We start from the raw sequence: 17,379 nt of genomic DNA on the forward strand, positions 1-17,379 counted from the left end.
ATCAAAAATTGCCGAAGCAGAAGCCTTGGTGAAAAAAGCAGAAGATGCTAAAAAAGCTGCTGAAGATAAGCTAAACGACATCAAAAAAGATGGCGTCATCAGCCAACAAGAAGTTGATGAACTAAACAGACTTAACCAAGCAGTTAACCAAGCTAAGCAAAAAGCAGATCAAGCTGTTAAAGCATTGCCACAAGGTGCCAAAGACGACAAAGGCAACACCAAAGAGTCACTACAAGATCGTGTGAACAAGGTTGCTCCAGTTCAAGTGCCTGCGGTTAATGAGAAGAACAATAACGAAGGCACCGTCTCAATTGAGGGCGAAGCCAAAGAAGGTTCGCCTCTAACAGCGAAAGTCTCTGATAAAGATGGCGTGCCAGATAACATCACTTATCAGTGGAAAGCAGATGGTCAAATCATCAATGGTCAAAACGGTAAAACCTTAACCCCAGCCAAAGATCAGGTAGGTAAAGCCATCACGGTTGAAGCAACTTACACTGATAAACTTGGTAACAAAGAAGCTGTGACAAGTTCAGCCACTCAACCAGTCAGCAAGTTGGTAGACACCACACCACCAACCATTGAGCCACAAACATTTGCCTATAATGAAAATCAAGGCAAAGGTGCATCTTTGGGTAAAGTGAAAGCAACTGATCCAGAAAGTGAAATCACCAGCTATAAGATTACTTCAGGCAATGATGATGGTTATTTCACCATCGACAATCAGGGCAACATCAGCCTAACAGATAAAGGTCTGTCGGCAGCACCAAACGACTATGAAAAAACTCCAAACAGCTTTACTTTAGGCGTTACCGCCACCAGCGAAGGCGGAGAGTCTAGACCTGCTAACATCACTTTTAATGTTGGTAATGTTGAATTGAAGCAACCGACAGCGACTGTGAAGTTTGCGGAAGATACTGGCACTCCTGATGATGGTATCAGTAATAAGCCTAAGGTCATCATTGAAGGTAATCCTGCGAATGCTGGTGCGTCGTTCCAATATAGAATTGATGGCAAAGATGGTTCTGCACAGTGGAAAGACTATGATGCAAATCAAGGCATCGTCTTGCCATCTAATGATAAGTTGATGGGTCAAAAGCATCAAGTGGAGATTCGTGAACATAAAGCAGGTGAAATCTCCAGTTTAGTAGCTAAGGATCTAACTTTAGATACAAAGACTGCGATTGCCAACTTGGTTCTCACATCAAATGGCAGACATGACACCATATTGAAAGGCCAAGCCGAACCTGGTGCGACCGTTACTGTCAATGGTGTTAAGGCTCAAGTTGATGCTAATGGTAAGTTTACCGCCAATCCTTTTGGTGCGAGTGGCGTTCACAAAGGTGATCTTTCATTCAGGATTCACGCTGAGGATAAGGCAGGTAATGTTTATGACAAAAACTATGGATATACCTTCTATCAAGCTCCAGGTCTGACCAAAGGAGGTGCTAGCCAATATCACAAGATCAGTGATTTTAATAGCTATCTGAACCCAATCCAAAATGAGAATAATTTATTATCTCTTGGTCATGACATCAATACCAACAAGCGATTGGGTACAGGAGATTTGGGCGCTGCAGGTGCACAGGCGAAAGAGATAGATAAAGCAGGCTCTATTGACTTTGGTGCAGGTGATGATATTGTCTTTGCAACAGGTGCCATGCAGCATGGCATCCAGATAGACATGGGTAAAGGAGATGATGCTTTCTTACTCAAAGCCTATGCAAGATGGTATAGTAAGCTGGATATGGGTGATGGCAATGACTTTGCTCGCATCGGTGATCCAGATTTGGGTACTGGTAGAGACTTGACCATTGGGTCGAAGCTTAGCGTTGCAGATGACTCAAAGATCATCATGGGTAGAGGCAGTGATACACTCGAGATCTATGGTGGTATTGGTAATGGTGCTAAAGTTTATGGCGATGACGAAGAAAACTGGGTTAACAATCAAAATCCTTGGAAGAAAGGCCCAAGAGAGGATGGCGATGTTGATACGCTGCACTTTGTTGGTGAGAGTGTGTCGATCAACCTGTCTGACATCTCAGGCTTTGAGACGATTGACCTAACTAACGGTCATCAGGATACCTTGAGTATAGATCAAAATTCAGTGCGTCACAACCAAGCACAATCTCAAGAGATTGATGGCATCACCTATCAGGGACTGTTCATCAAAGGCGACTCTTCAGATACTGTTGACCTAGGTGGCCAACATAGCATGGGTGGCTTTGTCAAGCTGGATGAGGACACATTCTCTGATGTGCTGGTTCCAGAGGGCTACAGTGCTTATATGGTTAATACCGATAAGACCACGCTCATCTATATTCAAGATGGCATCAATGTTATCTAATCTTTAGTAGTTTGATGAATATAAAACCACCCCTGAAGTTGGGGGTGGCTTTATTATGACGCAGAACATGTGCATCAGATTTGAATGTGATCGACTTGAGGCCATGTATCAGTCAGTTTTTATGTATATGAAAATAATAAGCGAATACTCTTGCTGTGTTATAATACGCATCAAGCTTTTTAACAGATTGACTGACAGTCAATTGAGCAAGATCCTATTTTTTTAAAAGACATATGAACGAGTAAAACCAACAATTTAAGACAACGCATCCATGCTAAAAACTTCTTTAAAGATAGTGTCAATTTTGGCTGTTTTATCCACCCAAAGCGTTTGGGCGGCAATCAATCCATTACAAATCGATGAGCTAGTAACCCATGCGGTGCAGACACACCCTTTGGTTGGTTCTGCTGTGGCAGATAAGAGAGCAACCACAGAGGGATTAACTGCGGCCAAATTGGCCTTTTTACCAACGCCATCGGTTCAATCTACATACAATCAAAATGATGGGCCAGTGGTCAGTTTGACTGTTCGCCAGCCGTTATGGACGGGCGGTCGTCTGACGGCGAGTGTCAACCAAGCGATGAATGATGATAGAGCTGCTGCTGCCAACATACTAGAACGCCAAAATGAAGTGGCTAAGAACACCATTGATATTTGGAAAGACTACATCTATGCGTTATCGCTACAGACGCTATATCGCAACCAAATTAAACAGCTTGGCGAATTTGAAAAAATGATAACACGCCGTGTTGAAAAAGGCGTGTCAGCGCGTATTGAGCGTGATCTGATAAAAAACCGCATATTGCAAGATGAAAGCTCTCTGCAAGCAGCGATCGAACAACAAAAAATTGCCGAAGCCAGACTAGAACAGATCATCGGTCAGCCGATTGCGTCTGGCATGAATAATTTGCAGTTGACCCACCTTGTGCAGAGTGCCAAAAGGGGGTCAATGAATTTTGAGACTTTGGCATTCAAAGATGCAATCCAAATACACCCTAGCGTCATTCGTCAACATTATGCTGTGGAGTCTGCCAAGCATGAGATGAAAGTGCAGCAGGCCAGTCGCTATCCTAGTGTATTCATTCAACTAAAAAACGATTATTATCAAAAAACTCATGATTTTGATCATGGTGTGATGCTGGGTGTGAGCTACGATCCAGGTGCTGGTTTTTCCAATTTGGCATTATCAAGAGCATCTCAGGCACGCGTTGACGCTTTGATGTACAATCAAGAAGCATCTCGTCGCACGGTGATGGAGAATATCCAAACTCAATACCAACAATTTGTGTCTGCCAGAGATCAAGAGTCGGCACTGATGGCGTCGACCTCTGGAGCAAAGATTGTCCTTGATTCGTATCGTCGCCAATTCATTGCTGGACGAAAAAGCTGGCTTGAAGTACTCAATGCGGTGCGTGATCAATCACAATATGAGCAACAGCTTAGACAGGCACAAGCCCAGATGATTGCCAGTTATTATAAGTTGCAGGTGGATTTTGGCTTAATGCCATGGCAACAATCACAAATTCAGGCGTTAAGCATTCCCAATGGCAACTTTAACCCCATGCATGCAGCACAAGAATGGGCGATGAGCCGTCGAAAATCCTTGAAAAACCATTCAAAAGCAATGGTTGATACATCAACTCAAAATCCGTCTTGGGGTGTGGCAATGCCAAAGTATGATGATTTTGGTCCGATGGGAGACCCACTGCCAGATGACGCACCGGATGGCGGCATGCATCTTCATATCCCATCATCCAGATGATCATGTTTTAGATATTTTAAGCTTGGTGTTTTATTGTTTTTTAATAATAAGCTAATAAAAGATGTGCTTGGTAGTCGTAATATCGGTTTGTCGTAACCTAGGTTGTCATTCTATCTAAAAATAACGACAAGTCAATCATCATGGTTTTGAGTACTGCCCTGTATTTGTTCAAAGCACCACAGCTACCTCTTGGTAAGGAATGACTCATGTCAAAGCAATTAGAACAAGCTGCATCAACAGCAGAGCGATCTTGGGAATTAGGCTTTGCGGTTGCGACACTTTTAAAAGAACAGGGCTACCCTGTTGACAAAAACCGCTTGGACAGCAGTTTGAATCAGTCAAGTGGCATTCAGGACGATTTTTCTTGTTTGTCTACGATGTTGCAGATCTTAGGTGTGGATGAAGCTCCCAAAAGACTGGACGCACCTGATGCTGCTTATATGCCACTCATTGCTAAGCACAGGCAATTGGGCTTTGGGCGTATTGTCCAAAATCCACAAGATGATCAATGGTTATTTGCACAGTCTGATGGCAACCATCGAATTGACGCACAAGAATTGACGATGGTCGCAAAAATCATGCTGGGTAATGCACGGTTGAGCAATCAAGTAACATTCATGCGACTACTAAGAACCAGCGTATTAAGACACAAATCTGTTGTTGTGGAAGCGGTGATTGCATCATTGTTGATTAATATGCTGGCATTGGCTGTCTCTTTTTTCTCCATGCAAGTATATGACAGAGTCATTCCAACTCGCAGTGAGCATACACTGATCATCTTGGCCAGTGGTGTTGGGCTGGTCATTTTGTTTGAGGCTTTGATGAAGTTTGCCCGTTCAAAAGTGATGGACAGAATGGTTGTGGGCATGGATCAAGATCTGTCTCGTTCGGTGTTTGAGCGACTTTTAAAAGTGCGAGTAGATCAGATGCCAGCTTCAGTAGGTTCTTTGGCAGCACAACTTCGTGGCTACGAACAGGTGCGTAGTTTTTTTACTGCCAGTACGCTGTTTACCCTGGTTGATATTCCTTTGAGTATTTTATTTATCATCGTCATTGGTGTAATTGGTTCTTTTTGGGTAACTTTGGTGCCAATTACGGCGGCAATCATAGGTATTGCTTTGGGTCTGATGAGTCGCAAAAAAATTGATGACATTGCCAAAGATGGTGCGGCAGCCAGCTATCAAAAGACAGGGATTTTAGTTGAAGCTGTTGAGGGTATGGAGACTATTAAGGCAGGTTCTGGTAATTGGAAGTTTTTATCTCGCTGGTTAAATGTGCTTAATACCACCACCAATAACGATTTGCAAATGCGTCATGCGAATGACAATCTGAACTATGGCGTGCAGATGTTGCAACAGATCAGCTATGTGGGCATTGTGATTGTTGGTGCTTATATTGTGATGGGGGGCGACATGACAACAGGGGGTCTGATTGCCAGTACCATTCTAGGAGGGCGTATCTTAGCACCAATCATGAATTTGCCTAACATGCTCGTACAGTGCTCACATGCAAAAGCGGCCGCTGCTAATATTGAGAGTCTTTATAAGCTTCAACAAGATAATGAGGGTGTGCCATATCCACTATCGCCAGCTGCCATCTTTGGTAATTATCAGCTTAGCGATGTCGGTTTTAATTATTTGGATAATGACAGACCTGCGGTTGTGATACCATCGCTTAATATCAGGGCAGGAGAGAGGGTGGCGATTTTGGGAGCGATTGGCTCAGGAAAATCTACCTTGCTCAAAATGCTGTCTGGATTGTACGCTCCCACTCGTGGGCATATCCTGTTAGATGGTCTTGAGATGACGCATATTAGCCGTGAGAGTCTCAGTGATCATTTGGGTTATTTGCAACAAGATCACCGATTGTTTGAAGGGACGCTAAGAGATAATCTGCTAATTGGTATGCCAACGCCAAATGATGATGTGTTGGTAACAGCCTTGCATCGGACGGGTTTGATGCGTCTGGTGTCTGGGCATAGTGCTGGCTTGGACCTAAAAATTTCTGAAGGTGGTAAGGGGCTGTCAGGCGGTCAAAAGCAGTTGGTGGCCTTTACTCGATTGGTACTGACCCAGCCTTCGGTATGGCTGCTTGATGAACCGACTGCATCAATGGATAGTAATCAAGAACAACAGTGTTTGCAAGTGCTGGCACAAGAACTTCAAGACACCAAAAAGACATTGGTGGTCTCTACGCATAAATTGTCATTATTAAGCCTTGTGAATCGCATCATCATCATGGACAAGGGGCGTGTTGTGATGGACGGTTCTAAACAGGCGGTGCTTAATAAACTGCGTGAAAATGAAGACGCTGCCCATAGATCAAAAGCAGGGCAGTCGCAAAACCAAGAGTAAAAAGCTCGCCAGATTTTTGGCAGGCTTGCCGATTATTTAGCCATTTTAGATGACATGCCCAGGAGGCATCATGACCAAACCGTACCAGTATCAGCTACATAAGCCAAATACCCATCGTGCAAGAAAGATCATCTGGGTGATGCTTATTACCATCGCTTGCTTATTGACTTGGGCCTATTTTGCCAAAATAGACCAAGTCACGCGTGCGGCTGCTACAGTCATTGCCAGCAGTCGCACACAGGAGATACAGGCGTCAGAGGGTGGCGTTGTGTCGCAAATTATGGTACAAGAGGGCGATGAAGTTAAAAAGGGCGATTTATTGGTTGTTTTGGAAGAAGAGCGTGCAAAGGCGGCGGTTGATAATTCGGCATCGAAAGTGGCGGCTTTACAGGCTAAGGTTAGCCGTTTGGAGGCAGAGATTTTTAATAAACGACTGTCTTTTCCTAAGTCGGTTGGTGATTATCCAGAATACATTCATAATCAGACCGAGCTTTATAATCGTCGTCGCCAAGCCATTGAGCAAGATGTGTCGTCATTAAAAAGAATGCTTGATTTGGCCAATCAGGAGTTGGCAATGAATGAGCCTTTACTGGCTTATGGTGATGTCAGTCAGGCAGAGGTGATTCGGCTGCGTCGTCAAGTGGCGGATATCCAGGCCCAAATCACAAATAAGCGAAATAAATATTTTGAAGAGGCGCAAAGTGAACTGACTCGTGCACAAGAAGATTTGCAGGCTGAAATGGAGCTTTTGCGTGATCGTAAGCAAGTTTTGACCGAAAAGCGTCTGGAGGCACCAACTGATGGTAAAGTAAATAACATCCGTGTTACAACGATTGGCGGTGTGGTTCGCTCAGGAGATGTTATTATGGAGCTGCTACCGACGGATGGCGACTTGGTGGTGGAGGCTAAGGTGCGTCCAGCGGATATCGCCTATGTTCATGAAGGTCAGCAGGCGAGTGTGAAGCTTGATGCTTATGACTATTCCATCTTTGGGGCGATGAAAGGAGAGGTGGTCTATATTAGTCCAGACACGCTCATGGAGGATACTCAGCGTGGTCGAGAGCCTTATTATCGTGTGCGGATTCATATCTCTGGTGCTGAGTTTGCTGGTAGGGCAGAAGACATTGTGATTCGTCCAGGTATGACAGCCAGCGTGGATATCAAGGCGATGGAGCGTAGCGTGTTGTCTTATCTGACCAAGCCGATTACCAAGACATTGTCCCAAGGACTTGGCGAAAGATAGGAGTGAATATTCATCTGCCACAAAAAGAGCTTCGGCTCTTTTTTGTTTTAAGGTCTTAGGATTGTGGATTTATTGAGTGGTATTATTAAAAGACATCAGTCAAGACAATCATTTATCCACAAGGCAAGCAAGCAGTGAATGCAGCCTTGACAGCCCCTAAAATGTCAGCACATTTACTTTGTTAAAGCAGGACTTAACAATGATGGACAATGCCATATTGGGAAATTGATTTGTCAAGCACTTGATGATGAAAAGGGTGGTGTGTGGATTTGATTGATCAGCACACCCCAAATTCGCATGAGATGTGCTTAATAATGGGTGAGTTGATCAGGCCATCGCACTCATTGCCAGCCAGGTGCTGTATGCAATAAAACAGCTGATAAGACCGATACCGACACCACGCCCAAGTTTACCGTCTGTCTTTAAAGCGACCATGCACAGCATGAACAAAGTGGCTGTGATGCCACACATGACGAGCATATCACGATTTAAAATCTCGGAAGAAACCGTCATCGGCTCTATCAATCCTGCGATACCTACTACTGCTAGGGTATTGAAGATATTAGAACCTAACACATTGCCTAATGCCAAATCAAACTCACCGCGCCGTGCTGCAATCACAGATGAAACAAGCTCGGGCAAACTGGTGCCAACTGCAACAATCGTCAGACCAATGATAAGATCAGGAATCCCCCAGGTCTGTGCTAATCCTACCGCACCCCACACAATGAGCTGTGAGCTGGCAATCATCACCACCAACCCAATCGCCAGCCGAATTAAAGAGGTGGTAATGTTTACTTCATTGGGGTTGGGCAGGTCATCATTTTCTACATCTCCTTGCTGGGGGGTAGGGGTGCTGTTTGGTTGATTATTTTTATTGTGCTTTTTGGCCACATATATCTGACCGATGATGTGGGCAAGCATCATCAATATCAAAATGCCAGCATCTAGGCGACTGATGTTGCCATCTATGATGAGTACCGCTGCCAATATCGTAGCACCAATCAGCCAAAGAAAATCCGATTTTAAGACATCTTTTTGAATGGTAATGGGGGCAATGAGTGCCGTGATTCCCAGTACCAGCATGATGTTGATGATGTTTGAGCCATAGGCATTGCCTAGTGCGATGCCTGGATTGCCTGACAAGGCTGATAGTGCCGAAACGAACATTTCTGGTGCGGAAGTACCCACGCCGATGATGAGTGCTCCAATGAGTATTTTAGGCATGTGATATTTGGTGGCTATGGCAACAGCACCATCGATGAACTGGTCAGCACTAAATACCAGCAGTGCCAGTCCGACTGCCACTGCCAAAAGAAAAAATAGCATGATGGATTCCTAGTGATTTTTATGTTGGGGTGTTGAGTTAAGAAATGGGTTTAAAGCCATTGATGCCATTGCGAGCCTTATCAAAATCCCCCGTCATGATGATTTTTAGATGTTCAATAGCGCAGTCTAAGGCGCGATCAATGCTGATAAGATCATCACTGCTTGGCTTGGATAGTACCCAACCGCTTACTTTGCTGGCATGTCCAGGATGACCAATACCAATTCTTAATCGATGAAAGTTAGCTCCGATATGGGGCGTGATGTCTTTAAGTCCATTATGACCACCATGACCGCCACCTGTTTTTAGGCGCATGCTGCCAGCACCAATATCCAGCTCATCATGAGCGATGAGAATCTCATCTGCTTGAATGTTGTAAAATTTTGCCAAAGGAGCGACTGCCATGCCAGAAAGATTCATGAAGGTGTCGGGTTTTAGTAGGCGTATGTCCTGCCCAAAGATTTTGCCACGACCGACATCGCCACGGAATTTTTTGTCATGATTTAGGCAGATGCCAAATCGATCTGCAACTTTATCAATGAACCAAAAGCCTGCATTATGTCGTGTGTCTTTGTATTCGTTACCGGGATTGCCAAGTCCTACAATGAGTTTGATGGTCATGTTGATTGATACTGGTGAAAATTGATGGTTATTATAGTCAATTTTTATTCAAATAGAAAGAAAAGGACAAAAAAGCCAGTAACGGTTTACTGCTTTTGAGAGATGATCATAAAAAATTATTCTTGATCTTCTGCGTCAGCATCACTCTCTTTGGTTGCTTCTTCTGCGTCAGCTTCTTCAGTCGACTCTTCAACTTCTTCAACGGTTGGTGCTTGCATGCTGACAATCGCATTTTCCAGTTCGCTGTCGTCTTGCAATACCAAGCTTAGACCTTGAGGTAGTGCCACATCGCCCAAGCGGATGTTATCACCCACTTCCAGTTTGGCAACATCAATCTCGATGAATTCAGGCAAATTGCGTGGTAAGCAAGTCACTTGAATGTCATTGACAAGCTGAGTAAGAACACCGCCAGTTTTCTTGCCAGCTGATTCTTCTTCATTGATGACACGCACAGGCACGCTAAAGTTCATTTCTTGACCACGAACGATGCGTTGGAAATCGGCGTGTAGTGGGAAGCCTTTTGATGGGTGGCGTTGTAGTGCTTTGATGATGACTTCTTGTTTTGTGCCATCTAGCTCAATGCTGATGATGCTAGAAAAAAACGCATCTTCTGAAATGGCTTTAACCAACTCGTTGGTCTTGACACAGATAGAAACTGCTTCACCTTCACCGCCATAGATGATGGCAGGGATTAGGTTTTCTTTACGCAGGCGGCGGCTCGCACCTTTGCCCTGCTGCTCGTTAGAACGCACTACGGCATTAAGAGTATAACTCATGATGATTCCTTAAATGGGAAATGAATGATGGTTTAGACTTGCGACCAGTCTGTTAAGCTTTCTAGCCATCCATTAAGATTTCTAGAAAATCAGCCAGTAATTGTACCAAAAATTTTACCCATTGGCAAAGGTTTTGTGCATATGATCAAGCATGGAGGGTTATCATGCCTTAGGGTGAGTTGATAAAAATGTATCCATTGAGAAAAATTCTTATTTATGCGACACATTGTATGTCATTTTAATATATAATGGGTGGTTTTATTATAGTAACATCACGCCTTGATTGATGTTTGTGATGACAAAGATGGGCTGGTGAATAAAAGTTGTGATCTTTTAAAATACCATGAAGGAGGGTGCTATGAATGTGGCATTTGGTGTATGGATTTCGTTGGCAATTTATTTTTTATTGATGATCGCCATCGGTGTGTATGCTTATTTTAAACAAAAAAATGATGTTGAGGGCTATATGTTAGGCGGTCGTAATTTGGGACCTGCGGTAACGGCATTGTCAGCTGGGGCATCAGACATGTCAGGTTGGCTGCTGTTGGGGTTGCCAGGCTATATGTACGCATCTGGGGTGGTGAGCATTTGGATTGCTCTTGGTTTGACCATCGGTGCATTCGCTAATTATCTCATCGTAGCTCCTCGTTTGCGTGTCTTTACTGAGGTGGTGGATAATGCCATCACATTGCCTGACTATTTCTCCAACCGCTTTCATGACACTTCTCATCTGTTGCGCATCATGTCAGCAGTGGTCATCATTGTATTTTTTACCGTCTATACGGCAGCAAGCTTAGTGGCTGGTGGAAAACTCTTTGAAAGCTCGCTAGGGTTGTCATACAGTCTGGGTCTTTGGGTAACGGCAGGTGTGGTAGTGGCCTACACACTTTTTGGCGGTTTTTTGGCAGTGTCGTTGACTGATTTTGTGCAAGGGGTCATCATGCTCATTGCCATGATATTGGTGCCAATCGTCGCCTTCACTGAGATTGGTGGTGTGGGCGAAGGGTTGGCAGTGGCCAAGATGACCAATCCCCAAGTGTTCAACTGGACTAATGGCGTAACATTGGCTGGTATCATTTCTTTGATGGCATGGGGTTTTGGGTATTTTGGTCAGCCGCACATCATTGTGCGTTTTATGGCAATCCGTTCGGTGAAAGATGTGCCAGTAGCAACCGCTATTGGCATGAGTTGGATGATTGTCAGCTTGATTGGTGCTTTGATGGTGGGGCTATCTGGGGTTGCTTATATTGCTAAGACTGGCATGTCGCTTAATGATCCTGAGACGATTTTTTTGGTATTTTCCCAAGTGCTATTCCACCCCTTAATTTCTGGCTTTTTGCTGGCGGCGATTTTGGCGGCAATCATGAGTACCATCTCTAGTCAGTTGCTTGTGGTGTCTAGTTCATTGACTCGTGATGTGTATAAATTATTTTTTGATAAAGAAGCTTCAGAATCTCGCCAAGTACTGGTCGGTCGTTTGTCGGTGGTGCTGGTGGCGATTGTGGCAATTATCTTGGCAGCAGACAGTAACAGCTCGGTGCTAAAATTGGTATCGCATGCTTGGGCAGGATTTGGTGCGGCATTTGGCCCCTTGGTCATTTTAAGTTTGATGTGGAAACGCATGAATCGAAACGGGGCGTTGGCAGGCATGATTGTTGGTGCATTGACAGTGATTGTATGGGTGTATGGTGGCTTTGAGATTGGTGGTCAGCCTGCTAATGATGCCATCTATTCCATCTTACCAGGTTTTGGGGCAAGTTTTATGACAACCATCGTGGTTAGTCTGATGACAAGCCCACCAAAAGATTTTATCGTTGGGCGTTTTGAACAAATGGAAAAAATGCTCAAATAGTATCTGATGATAAAAATGCCTCAAGTGTGAATTTGGGGTATTTTTATTGGATTTTATCATGCAATAAAAAACCCCATCAATTTTTTGATGGGGCTTGACTTAGTAACCGCATTCAGATGCTATACTCAAACAACGCACTGATGGATTCTTCGTTATTGATGCGTCTTAGACTTTCTGCCAGTAAAGAAGCAATGCTTACTTGGCGAATCTTTGGACAAGATTTGGCAGAGTCTGATAATGGAATGGTGTCTGTAACGACAATCTCATCAAGAGCAGAATCTTTGATGTTGTCAATCGCCTTGCCTGACAATACAGGATGGGTAATGTAGCCCACCACTCGGCGTGCACCATTGTCTTTTAGGGCTTGAGCAGCCTTGCATAGCGTGCCTGCAGTATCCACGATGTCATCAATGATGACACAATCACGACCATCGACATCGCCGATGATGTGCATCACTTGCGATTCATTGGCACGCGCACGGCGCTTGTCGATGATGGCAAGGTCGGCATCGCCGAGCAGCTTGGCCATCGCACGCGCACGCACCACGCCACCAACATCTGGTGAGACGACCATCAGGTTGTCGTAGTTTTGTTGTTTTAGATCGCTTAATAATACAGGCGTGCCGTACAGATTGTCCACAGGCACATCAAAAAAGCCCTGGATTTGGTCGGCGTGTAAATCCACGACCATCACACGGTCAATGCCAGAGATTGACAGCATGTCAGCGACCACTTTGGCAGAGATGGGTACACGAGCCGAGCGTGGGCGACGATCTTGGCGGGCATAGCCAAAATATGGAATCACTGCTGTGATACGACCTGCACTAGAGCGACGAAGGGCATCTGCCAAGAGTACGACTTCCATCAAGTTGTCATTGGTGGGTACGCAGGTCGGTTGCAAGATGAACACATCTTTACCACGCACATTTTCTTTGATTTCAATGGCGATTTCGCCATCAGAAAAGCGAGTGATGTCAGCTTTGCTAAGAGGGATATGGAGATGGTCAGCGACAGTCTGGGCAAGCTCAGGGTTGGCACTGCCTGAGAAGATGGCCATGTATGACATATGATGATCCTATAAAAAGGGTTGGAAAAGTACAGGCTTATTCTACCATTTTTTATATACGATTTGCACCGCTTTGGCGAATTTTCTTGTAACAGGCAGGCTGTTGGCATGTCTTGCGTAAATAAAAAAAGCCAACCCAAAAAGGATTGACTTTTTTATACAAGCTAAGCTTGAGTATGGCAGAGGTAGCTGGACTCGAACCAACGAATGTCAGGATCAAAACCTGATGCCTTACCAACTTGGCGATACCCCTAAAAGTTTTTAAAAACTTTCAAAAATGGCAGAGGCGGCTGGACTCGAACCAACGAATGTCAGGATCAAAACCTGATGCCTTACCAACTTGGCGACGCCCCTATATAGGCAGACAATTATACCGATTTTTTTTTATTATGCAAGTGTTTTTTATAAAAAAATTTAAAAAAATCATTAATTATGGAAAAAGTCATCGAATATCAGATACTTACAAACCATACAACCCATCACAAATGACCGCACGGCAAGGAGCAAGTTGTTGCCAAATACTGGCGTGCTTGTACTCATCATCACACAATGGTATGAATACCGCACTACCTGTACCAGTCATTCGTGGTCTGGCTTGGCAAGGCAGATTGTGCAAATATGCCAAAGCATCTTTGACTGGCAGGCTGTCTTGCATGGCGATGGCTTCAAAGCAGTTATGAAATGGCAATGTCAACTGTAACTCAAATTTGTCAATCTGCTGATCCAAATCACTAATGATAGGGGTGTTTTTTTGGAGTGCTGGGTGTTTAAAAAAATGAGCAGTTGCCAAGTGGTCATCTGGCATGAGTAGCAGATAAGAACGCTTTGGCAGATGAATCGGTGTTAGCATTTCTCCAATGCCTGTGGCGATGGCATCACTTTGATGGGCGTGGGAAAAGATAAAAAATGGCACATCAGCTCCGAGCGTGGCGGCGATGTCAATGAGTGTTTGTGTGCTAAGGCGTAGATCCCAAAGTTGATTGAGTGCAATGAGTGTGGTAGCACAGTTGGACGAGCCGCCGCCAAGTCCTGCCCCTGTTGGAATGCGTTTATCTAGGTGGATGCGTAGGGGTCTGGCATGTTGTGGGTAATGTAGGGCGAGTGTCTGCACTGCTTTGCTGATGAGATTGTCATTCAGGCTGTCGGTCAGATGATCTGCTCCCGTGAGCGTCAGCAAACAGTTGGCTTGCCTACTGTTGTCATCATCATAAGCCAGATAAAAGTCAATCTGATCGCCAAAATCCACCGATCGAAAGACGCTTTGTAAATCGTGATAGCCATCGTTACGCTGTGCGGTGATGTGTAGAAATAAATTGATTTTGGCAGGGGAGAATAATCGTAGTGTCTGCATGTCAATATCACATCACTTGTCATGCACGATGACCATGACGAGGCGATGACCATCAGTATGTGTGATTTTTAGGCGATAGGGGATATTGGCCTTGTAGTCAAAATTAGCAGTCCAGTCGCCATTGACAGCACGAATGAGCTTGCCCTGCTGATCGTATTGTTGATCAATGTCGCTTGGGGCGGTATGTCCGATGATCCAATAGGGCAGTTGGCTGATGGGTGCTTGCCAGCCTGTTGCCTTTAATAGCAAGCTTTCTGGACTGTCAGCAACGAGACTGCCTTGATTGCCATCAAGTTTGGCGGTTTGTCCATCAAAGCTGATGGCGGTCGTACCGATTCCAAGTGCACCTGTCAATTCAATGGCGAATCTGTCGCCTTGCTGTGCCCACGAATAAAATGCTGTAGCTGACTGATTGCCATTTGGTGATGTGCTGGTGATGCTGATTTTGCCACTGATATTAAAGGCAATCGGCATTTTGATGGATTGGGTGTTTGTTGTGGTTATGGGTGTGATTTTAGGAAGCGTTTGGCAGCCAGATAATAAACATGCCCCCATGAGTAATGCTAGGTGTGATTTTTGGGTGATGGTTGTCATGGTGTTTTTCCTGTTTGCTGTTCAATAGGGGTGTTATGGTGTTAATAAAGCTGAGTGATGTTGGTCTTTGTTTTATCATCATCGAAGCCATATTTACTTTGTAATTGAGACAGGGTTTTTTTGACCATCTCATCATCACCCAATCCTTGATAAGCTCGAACCAATAAAATCCCCGCATTTAAATCCAGCGATACCTCATAAGGTGCTTGTAGATAACTCAAGACGGTCTGGTAATGTCCTTGATGTAGGGCGTTTTCACCAAGCAATAATAGAGCGCCAAGATGCGTTTCGGTATCATATGATGGGTCGTCTGCAGGAATTTGACTGAGTGTTTTAGCGGTCGCTAAAGCGTTTTGATCATCTGGATTTTTATGTAAATTTAGCTTGGCTTGTGCAAGTTGGTAGCGTGGATTATGCTCATCCATACGAATCAGTCTTGTAATGATGTCTTGTTGCTCATCTTGGGTAAGTTCATTTTCAAGCAATTCGTAGCTGGCAAATAGTAAGCGGTCGTCATCGGGGTTTTGGTGATTGGCGGTGGCCAAGATGTCTTTGGCTGCTTGGAGATTGCCTTGACGCAGACGGATTTCTGCTTCTAAAAGATAGCTGTCGGTGGCATAAATTGGGTATTCATCTCGCAGTCTTATCAGCGTGGACATGGCGGCTGCAACATTATTATCAAGCAGGTAAAAACCCACCACCTTGGTGCGTGCATCCAGCACATTCTCGCCAGTTCTGACTTTCTCGTAGTGCTGCCTTGCATGTAGGGCATCACCTAGGCGTTCATATCCAATGCCCAGATAGTAATGTGCTTGACTGGCAAAATCAGGATTCTTAATGAGTGGTGTGAGTAGCTCTATGGAATGCCTGTACTCACCAATGTCAAGCCCAACAAGCCCTGCTAAAAGTATCACATCGGGATTGTGGGTGTTCTTATTGGCAGTCAATAGCAGTTGCCAGGCATTTTTCAAATCACCTTGGTTGATGAGGTGGCGTATTTCATACAAATAAAGCGAAGTCTCATGAGGGAGGGCTTGCTGTTTGGCGTGTAAAAATTGCCATAATTCGTCAGTCTGGTTTGCCAAGCTTAGAATGTCAAGCTTTAGATTGATGAAGGCAAGATTGTTAGGCTCGGCTTTAAGAGCGTTATTGATGTGAAATAAAGATGCTTCATAATCACCAAGGCGCATGAGTAGACCTGAGCGTAGAGCCGCTACCGAAGTGTTATCGCTGTCAATTTTACGCAAAGCACTTAGCAAAGTCTCTTGATCTTTGGCATTGGTGGGAAAGATATTCTCAAAAATTTGCGTCAAGTCTGCATTCGGGTCATATCTTAAAATCATCGCCAGCATTTGTGAGGCTTTATCATAGTCGTTCGCCTTTAACGCCAAGTGCGTCACATAAAACCATGCAGGAATGTGTTCGGGGTTTTTGACTTGCCAGGCGGTTGCAAACGCCAAAGACTCTTTGGGTGTTTCATACTCAATCGACAAACTTAATGCACGCTCAAAAATGGCGGTGCTATTGGCCTTAAAAGACTCAGTTTTGTAGATGTTTAATGCTTGCTTGATATTGCCACGATCAGCGGCAAACTCTGCTGTCAAAAGTGCGTATAAATCTGGTTTGTCAAATGCTGGTGTGCTGTCATTAGCGAATAAGCTGTCATCAAGCAGTACGCTGGGCAAATCATCAGGAATGGTGGAGTTGCCTTGACTCCCTTGTGTGTCTTGCAAGCCGTCAGTGCTGGTATCGGTAGATTGCGACACTGGCTCATCATCAGTATTTTTTTTATAAAAAGGTAGGAGAATTTTTAATAAAGGGTCAAACACCCCAGCATGAGCAGGGGTGATGTGTGGTGTCATCACGGTCAGGCATAACAGAACCGAAGTGATTTTTTTGGCATACCAACCCTTAAAAGGTGGTGAATGACCATCTTTGATGTTGGGTAAGGGTCGCCAAAATGTGATTTTCATGAATGAGTGGTCTTAGATGTTGTTTTGATGGGAAAAAGCTTGATGTCAAGCGTTGATTTTTAATGTTTATGGCTATTATAAAAGGATTTTTGATAAGTGCAAGGATTTATCACGGA

The 17,379-nt window shown here is 44.4% G+C and carries 12 protein-coding genes and 2 tRNA genes; 5 read left to right on the forward strand and 9 right to left on the reverse strand.

The genetic code is table 11. The annotated features are described in order from the left end of the window. From M2R47_RS02975 to M2R47_RS02990, 4 genes are all read left to right on the forward strand, one after another. Positions 1 to 2,344: GA-like domain-containing protein (locus tag M2R47_RS02975; RefSeq protein WP_249098725.1), on the forward strand; the 2,344-nt coding region annotated here is incomplete at its 5' end. Positions 2,345 to 2,615: 271 nt separating this feature from the next. Then, positions 2,616 to 4,106, forward strand: a complete 1,491-nt coding sequence (locus M2R47_RS02980) for a TolC family protein (RefSeq protein WP_249098728.1) — start codon at positions 2,616 to 2,618, stop codon at positions 4,104 to 4,106. Positions 4,107 to 4,312: 206 nt separating this feature from the next. Next, a complete protein-coding gene (locus M2R47_RS02985; RefSeq protein WP_249098731.1) occupies positions 4,313 to 6,460 on the forward strand; it encodes an ATP-binding cassette domain-containing protein in 2,148 nt (715 codons plus the stop codon). Positions 6,461 to 6,530: 70 nt separating this feature from the next. Further along, positions 6,531 to 7,703, forward strand: a complete 1,173-nt coding sequence (locus M2R47_RS02990) for a beta-barrel domain-containing protein (protein ID WP_249098734.1) — start codon at positions 6,531 to 6,533, stop codon at positions 7,701 to 7,703. Positions 7,704 to 8,030: 327 nt separating this feature from the next. Here the strand turns inward: M2R47_RS02990 and M2R47_RS02995 are convergent, their stop codons facing one another. From M2R47_RS02995 to M2R47_RS03005, 3 genes are all read right to left on the reverse strand, one after another. Continuing rightward, positions 8,031 to 9,032: a calcium/sodium antiporter gene (locus M2R47_RS02995; RefSeq protein WP_249098737.1), complete on the reverse strand. Its 1,002-nt coding sequence runs from the start codon at positions 9,030 to 9,032 to the stop codon at positions 8,031 to 8,033. 37 nt (positions 9,033 to 9,069) lie between these two features. Then, positions 9,070 to 9,651 carry an aminoacyl-tRNA hydrolase gene (pth, locus tag M2R47_RS03000; RefSeq protein ID WP_249098740.1) on the reverse strand — a complete coding sequence of 194 codons (582 nt, stop codon included), beginning with the start codon at positions 9,649 to 9,651 and terminating at the stop codon, positions 9,070 to 9,072. 116 nt (positions 9,652 to 9,767) lie between these two features. Continuing rightward, positions 9,768 to 10,430, reverse strand: a complete 663-nt coding sequence (locus M2R47_RS03005) for a 50S ribosomal protein L25/general stress protein Ctc (RefSeq protein ID WP_249099040.1) — start codon at positions 10,428 to 10,430, stop codon at positions 9,768 to 9,770. 355 nt (positions 10,431 to 10,785) lie between these two features. On the opposite strand from M2R47_RS03005, the gene putP reads away from it, so the two are divergent. Continuing rightward, on the forward strand, positions 10,786 to 12,279 hold the full coding sequence (gene putP, locus M2R47_RS03010; RefSeq protein ID WP_249098744.1) for a sodium/proline symporter PutP: 1,494 nt from the start codon (positions 10,786 to 10,788) through the stop codon (positions 12,277 to 12,279). A 112-nt stretch (positions 12,280 to 12,391) separates the two neighbouring features. Here the strand turns inward: putP and M2R47_RS03015 are convergent, their stop codons facing one another. From M2R47_RS03015 to M2R47_RS03040, 6 genes are all read right to left on the reverse strand, one after another. Further along, a complete protein-coding gene (locus tag M2R47_RS03015) occupies positions 12,392 to 13,345 on the reverse strand; it encodes a ribose-phosphate pyrophosphokinase (protein WP_249098748.1) in 954 nt (317 codons plus the stop codon). Between the two features lie 177 nt (positions 13,346 to 13,522). After that, positions 13,523 to 13,598: transfer RNA gene (locus tag M2R47_RS03020), tRNA-Gln, on the reverse strand. Positions 13,599 to 13,623: 25 nt separating this feature from the next. Then, positions 13,624 to 13,699: transfer RNA gene (locus tag M2R47_RS03025), tRNA-Gln, on the reverse strand. Positions 13,700 to 13,805: 106 nt separating this feature from the next. Then, positions 13,806 to 14,696, reverse strand: a complete 891-nt coding sequence (gene ispE / locus M2R47_RS03030) for a 4-(cytidine 5'-diphospho)-2-C-methyl-D-erythritol kinase (RefSeq protein ID WP_249098752.1) — start codon at positions 14,694 to 14,696, stop codon at positions 13,806 to 13,808. Between the two features lie 12 nt (positions 14,697 to 14,708). Next, entirely contained in the window at positions 14,709 to 15,290 is a 582-nt protein-coding gene (gene lolB, locus M2R47_RS03035; RefSeq protein ID WP_249098754.1) for a lipoprotein insertase outer membrane protein LolB, read from the reverse strand. Positions 15,291 to 15,331: 41 nt separating this feature from the next. Next, positions 15,332 to 17,263: a tetratricopeptide repeat protein gene (locus tag M2R47_RS03040; protein ID WP_249098757.1), complete on the reverse strand. Its 1,932-nt coding sequence runs from the start codon at positions 17,261 to 17,263 to the stop codon at positions 15,332 to 15,334. Positions 17,264 to 17,379 lie beyond the last annotated feature (116 nt).

The sequence above is a fragment of the Moraxella oculi genome (assembly GCF_023336735.1).
In the GTDB taxonomy this organism is placed as follows: Bacteria; Pseudomonadota; Gammaproteobacteria; order Pseudomonadales; family Moraxellaceae; genus Moraxella; species Moraxella oculi.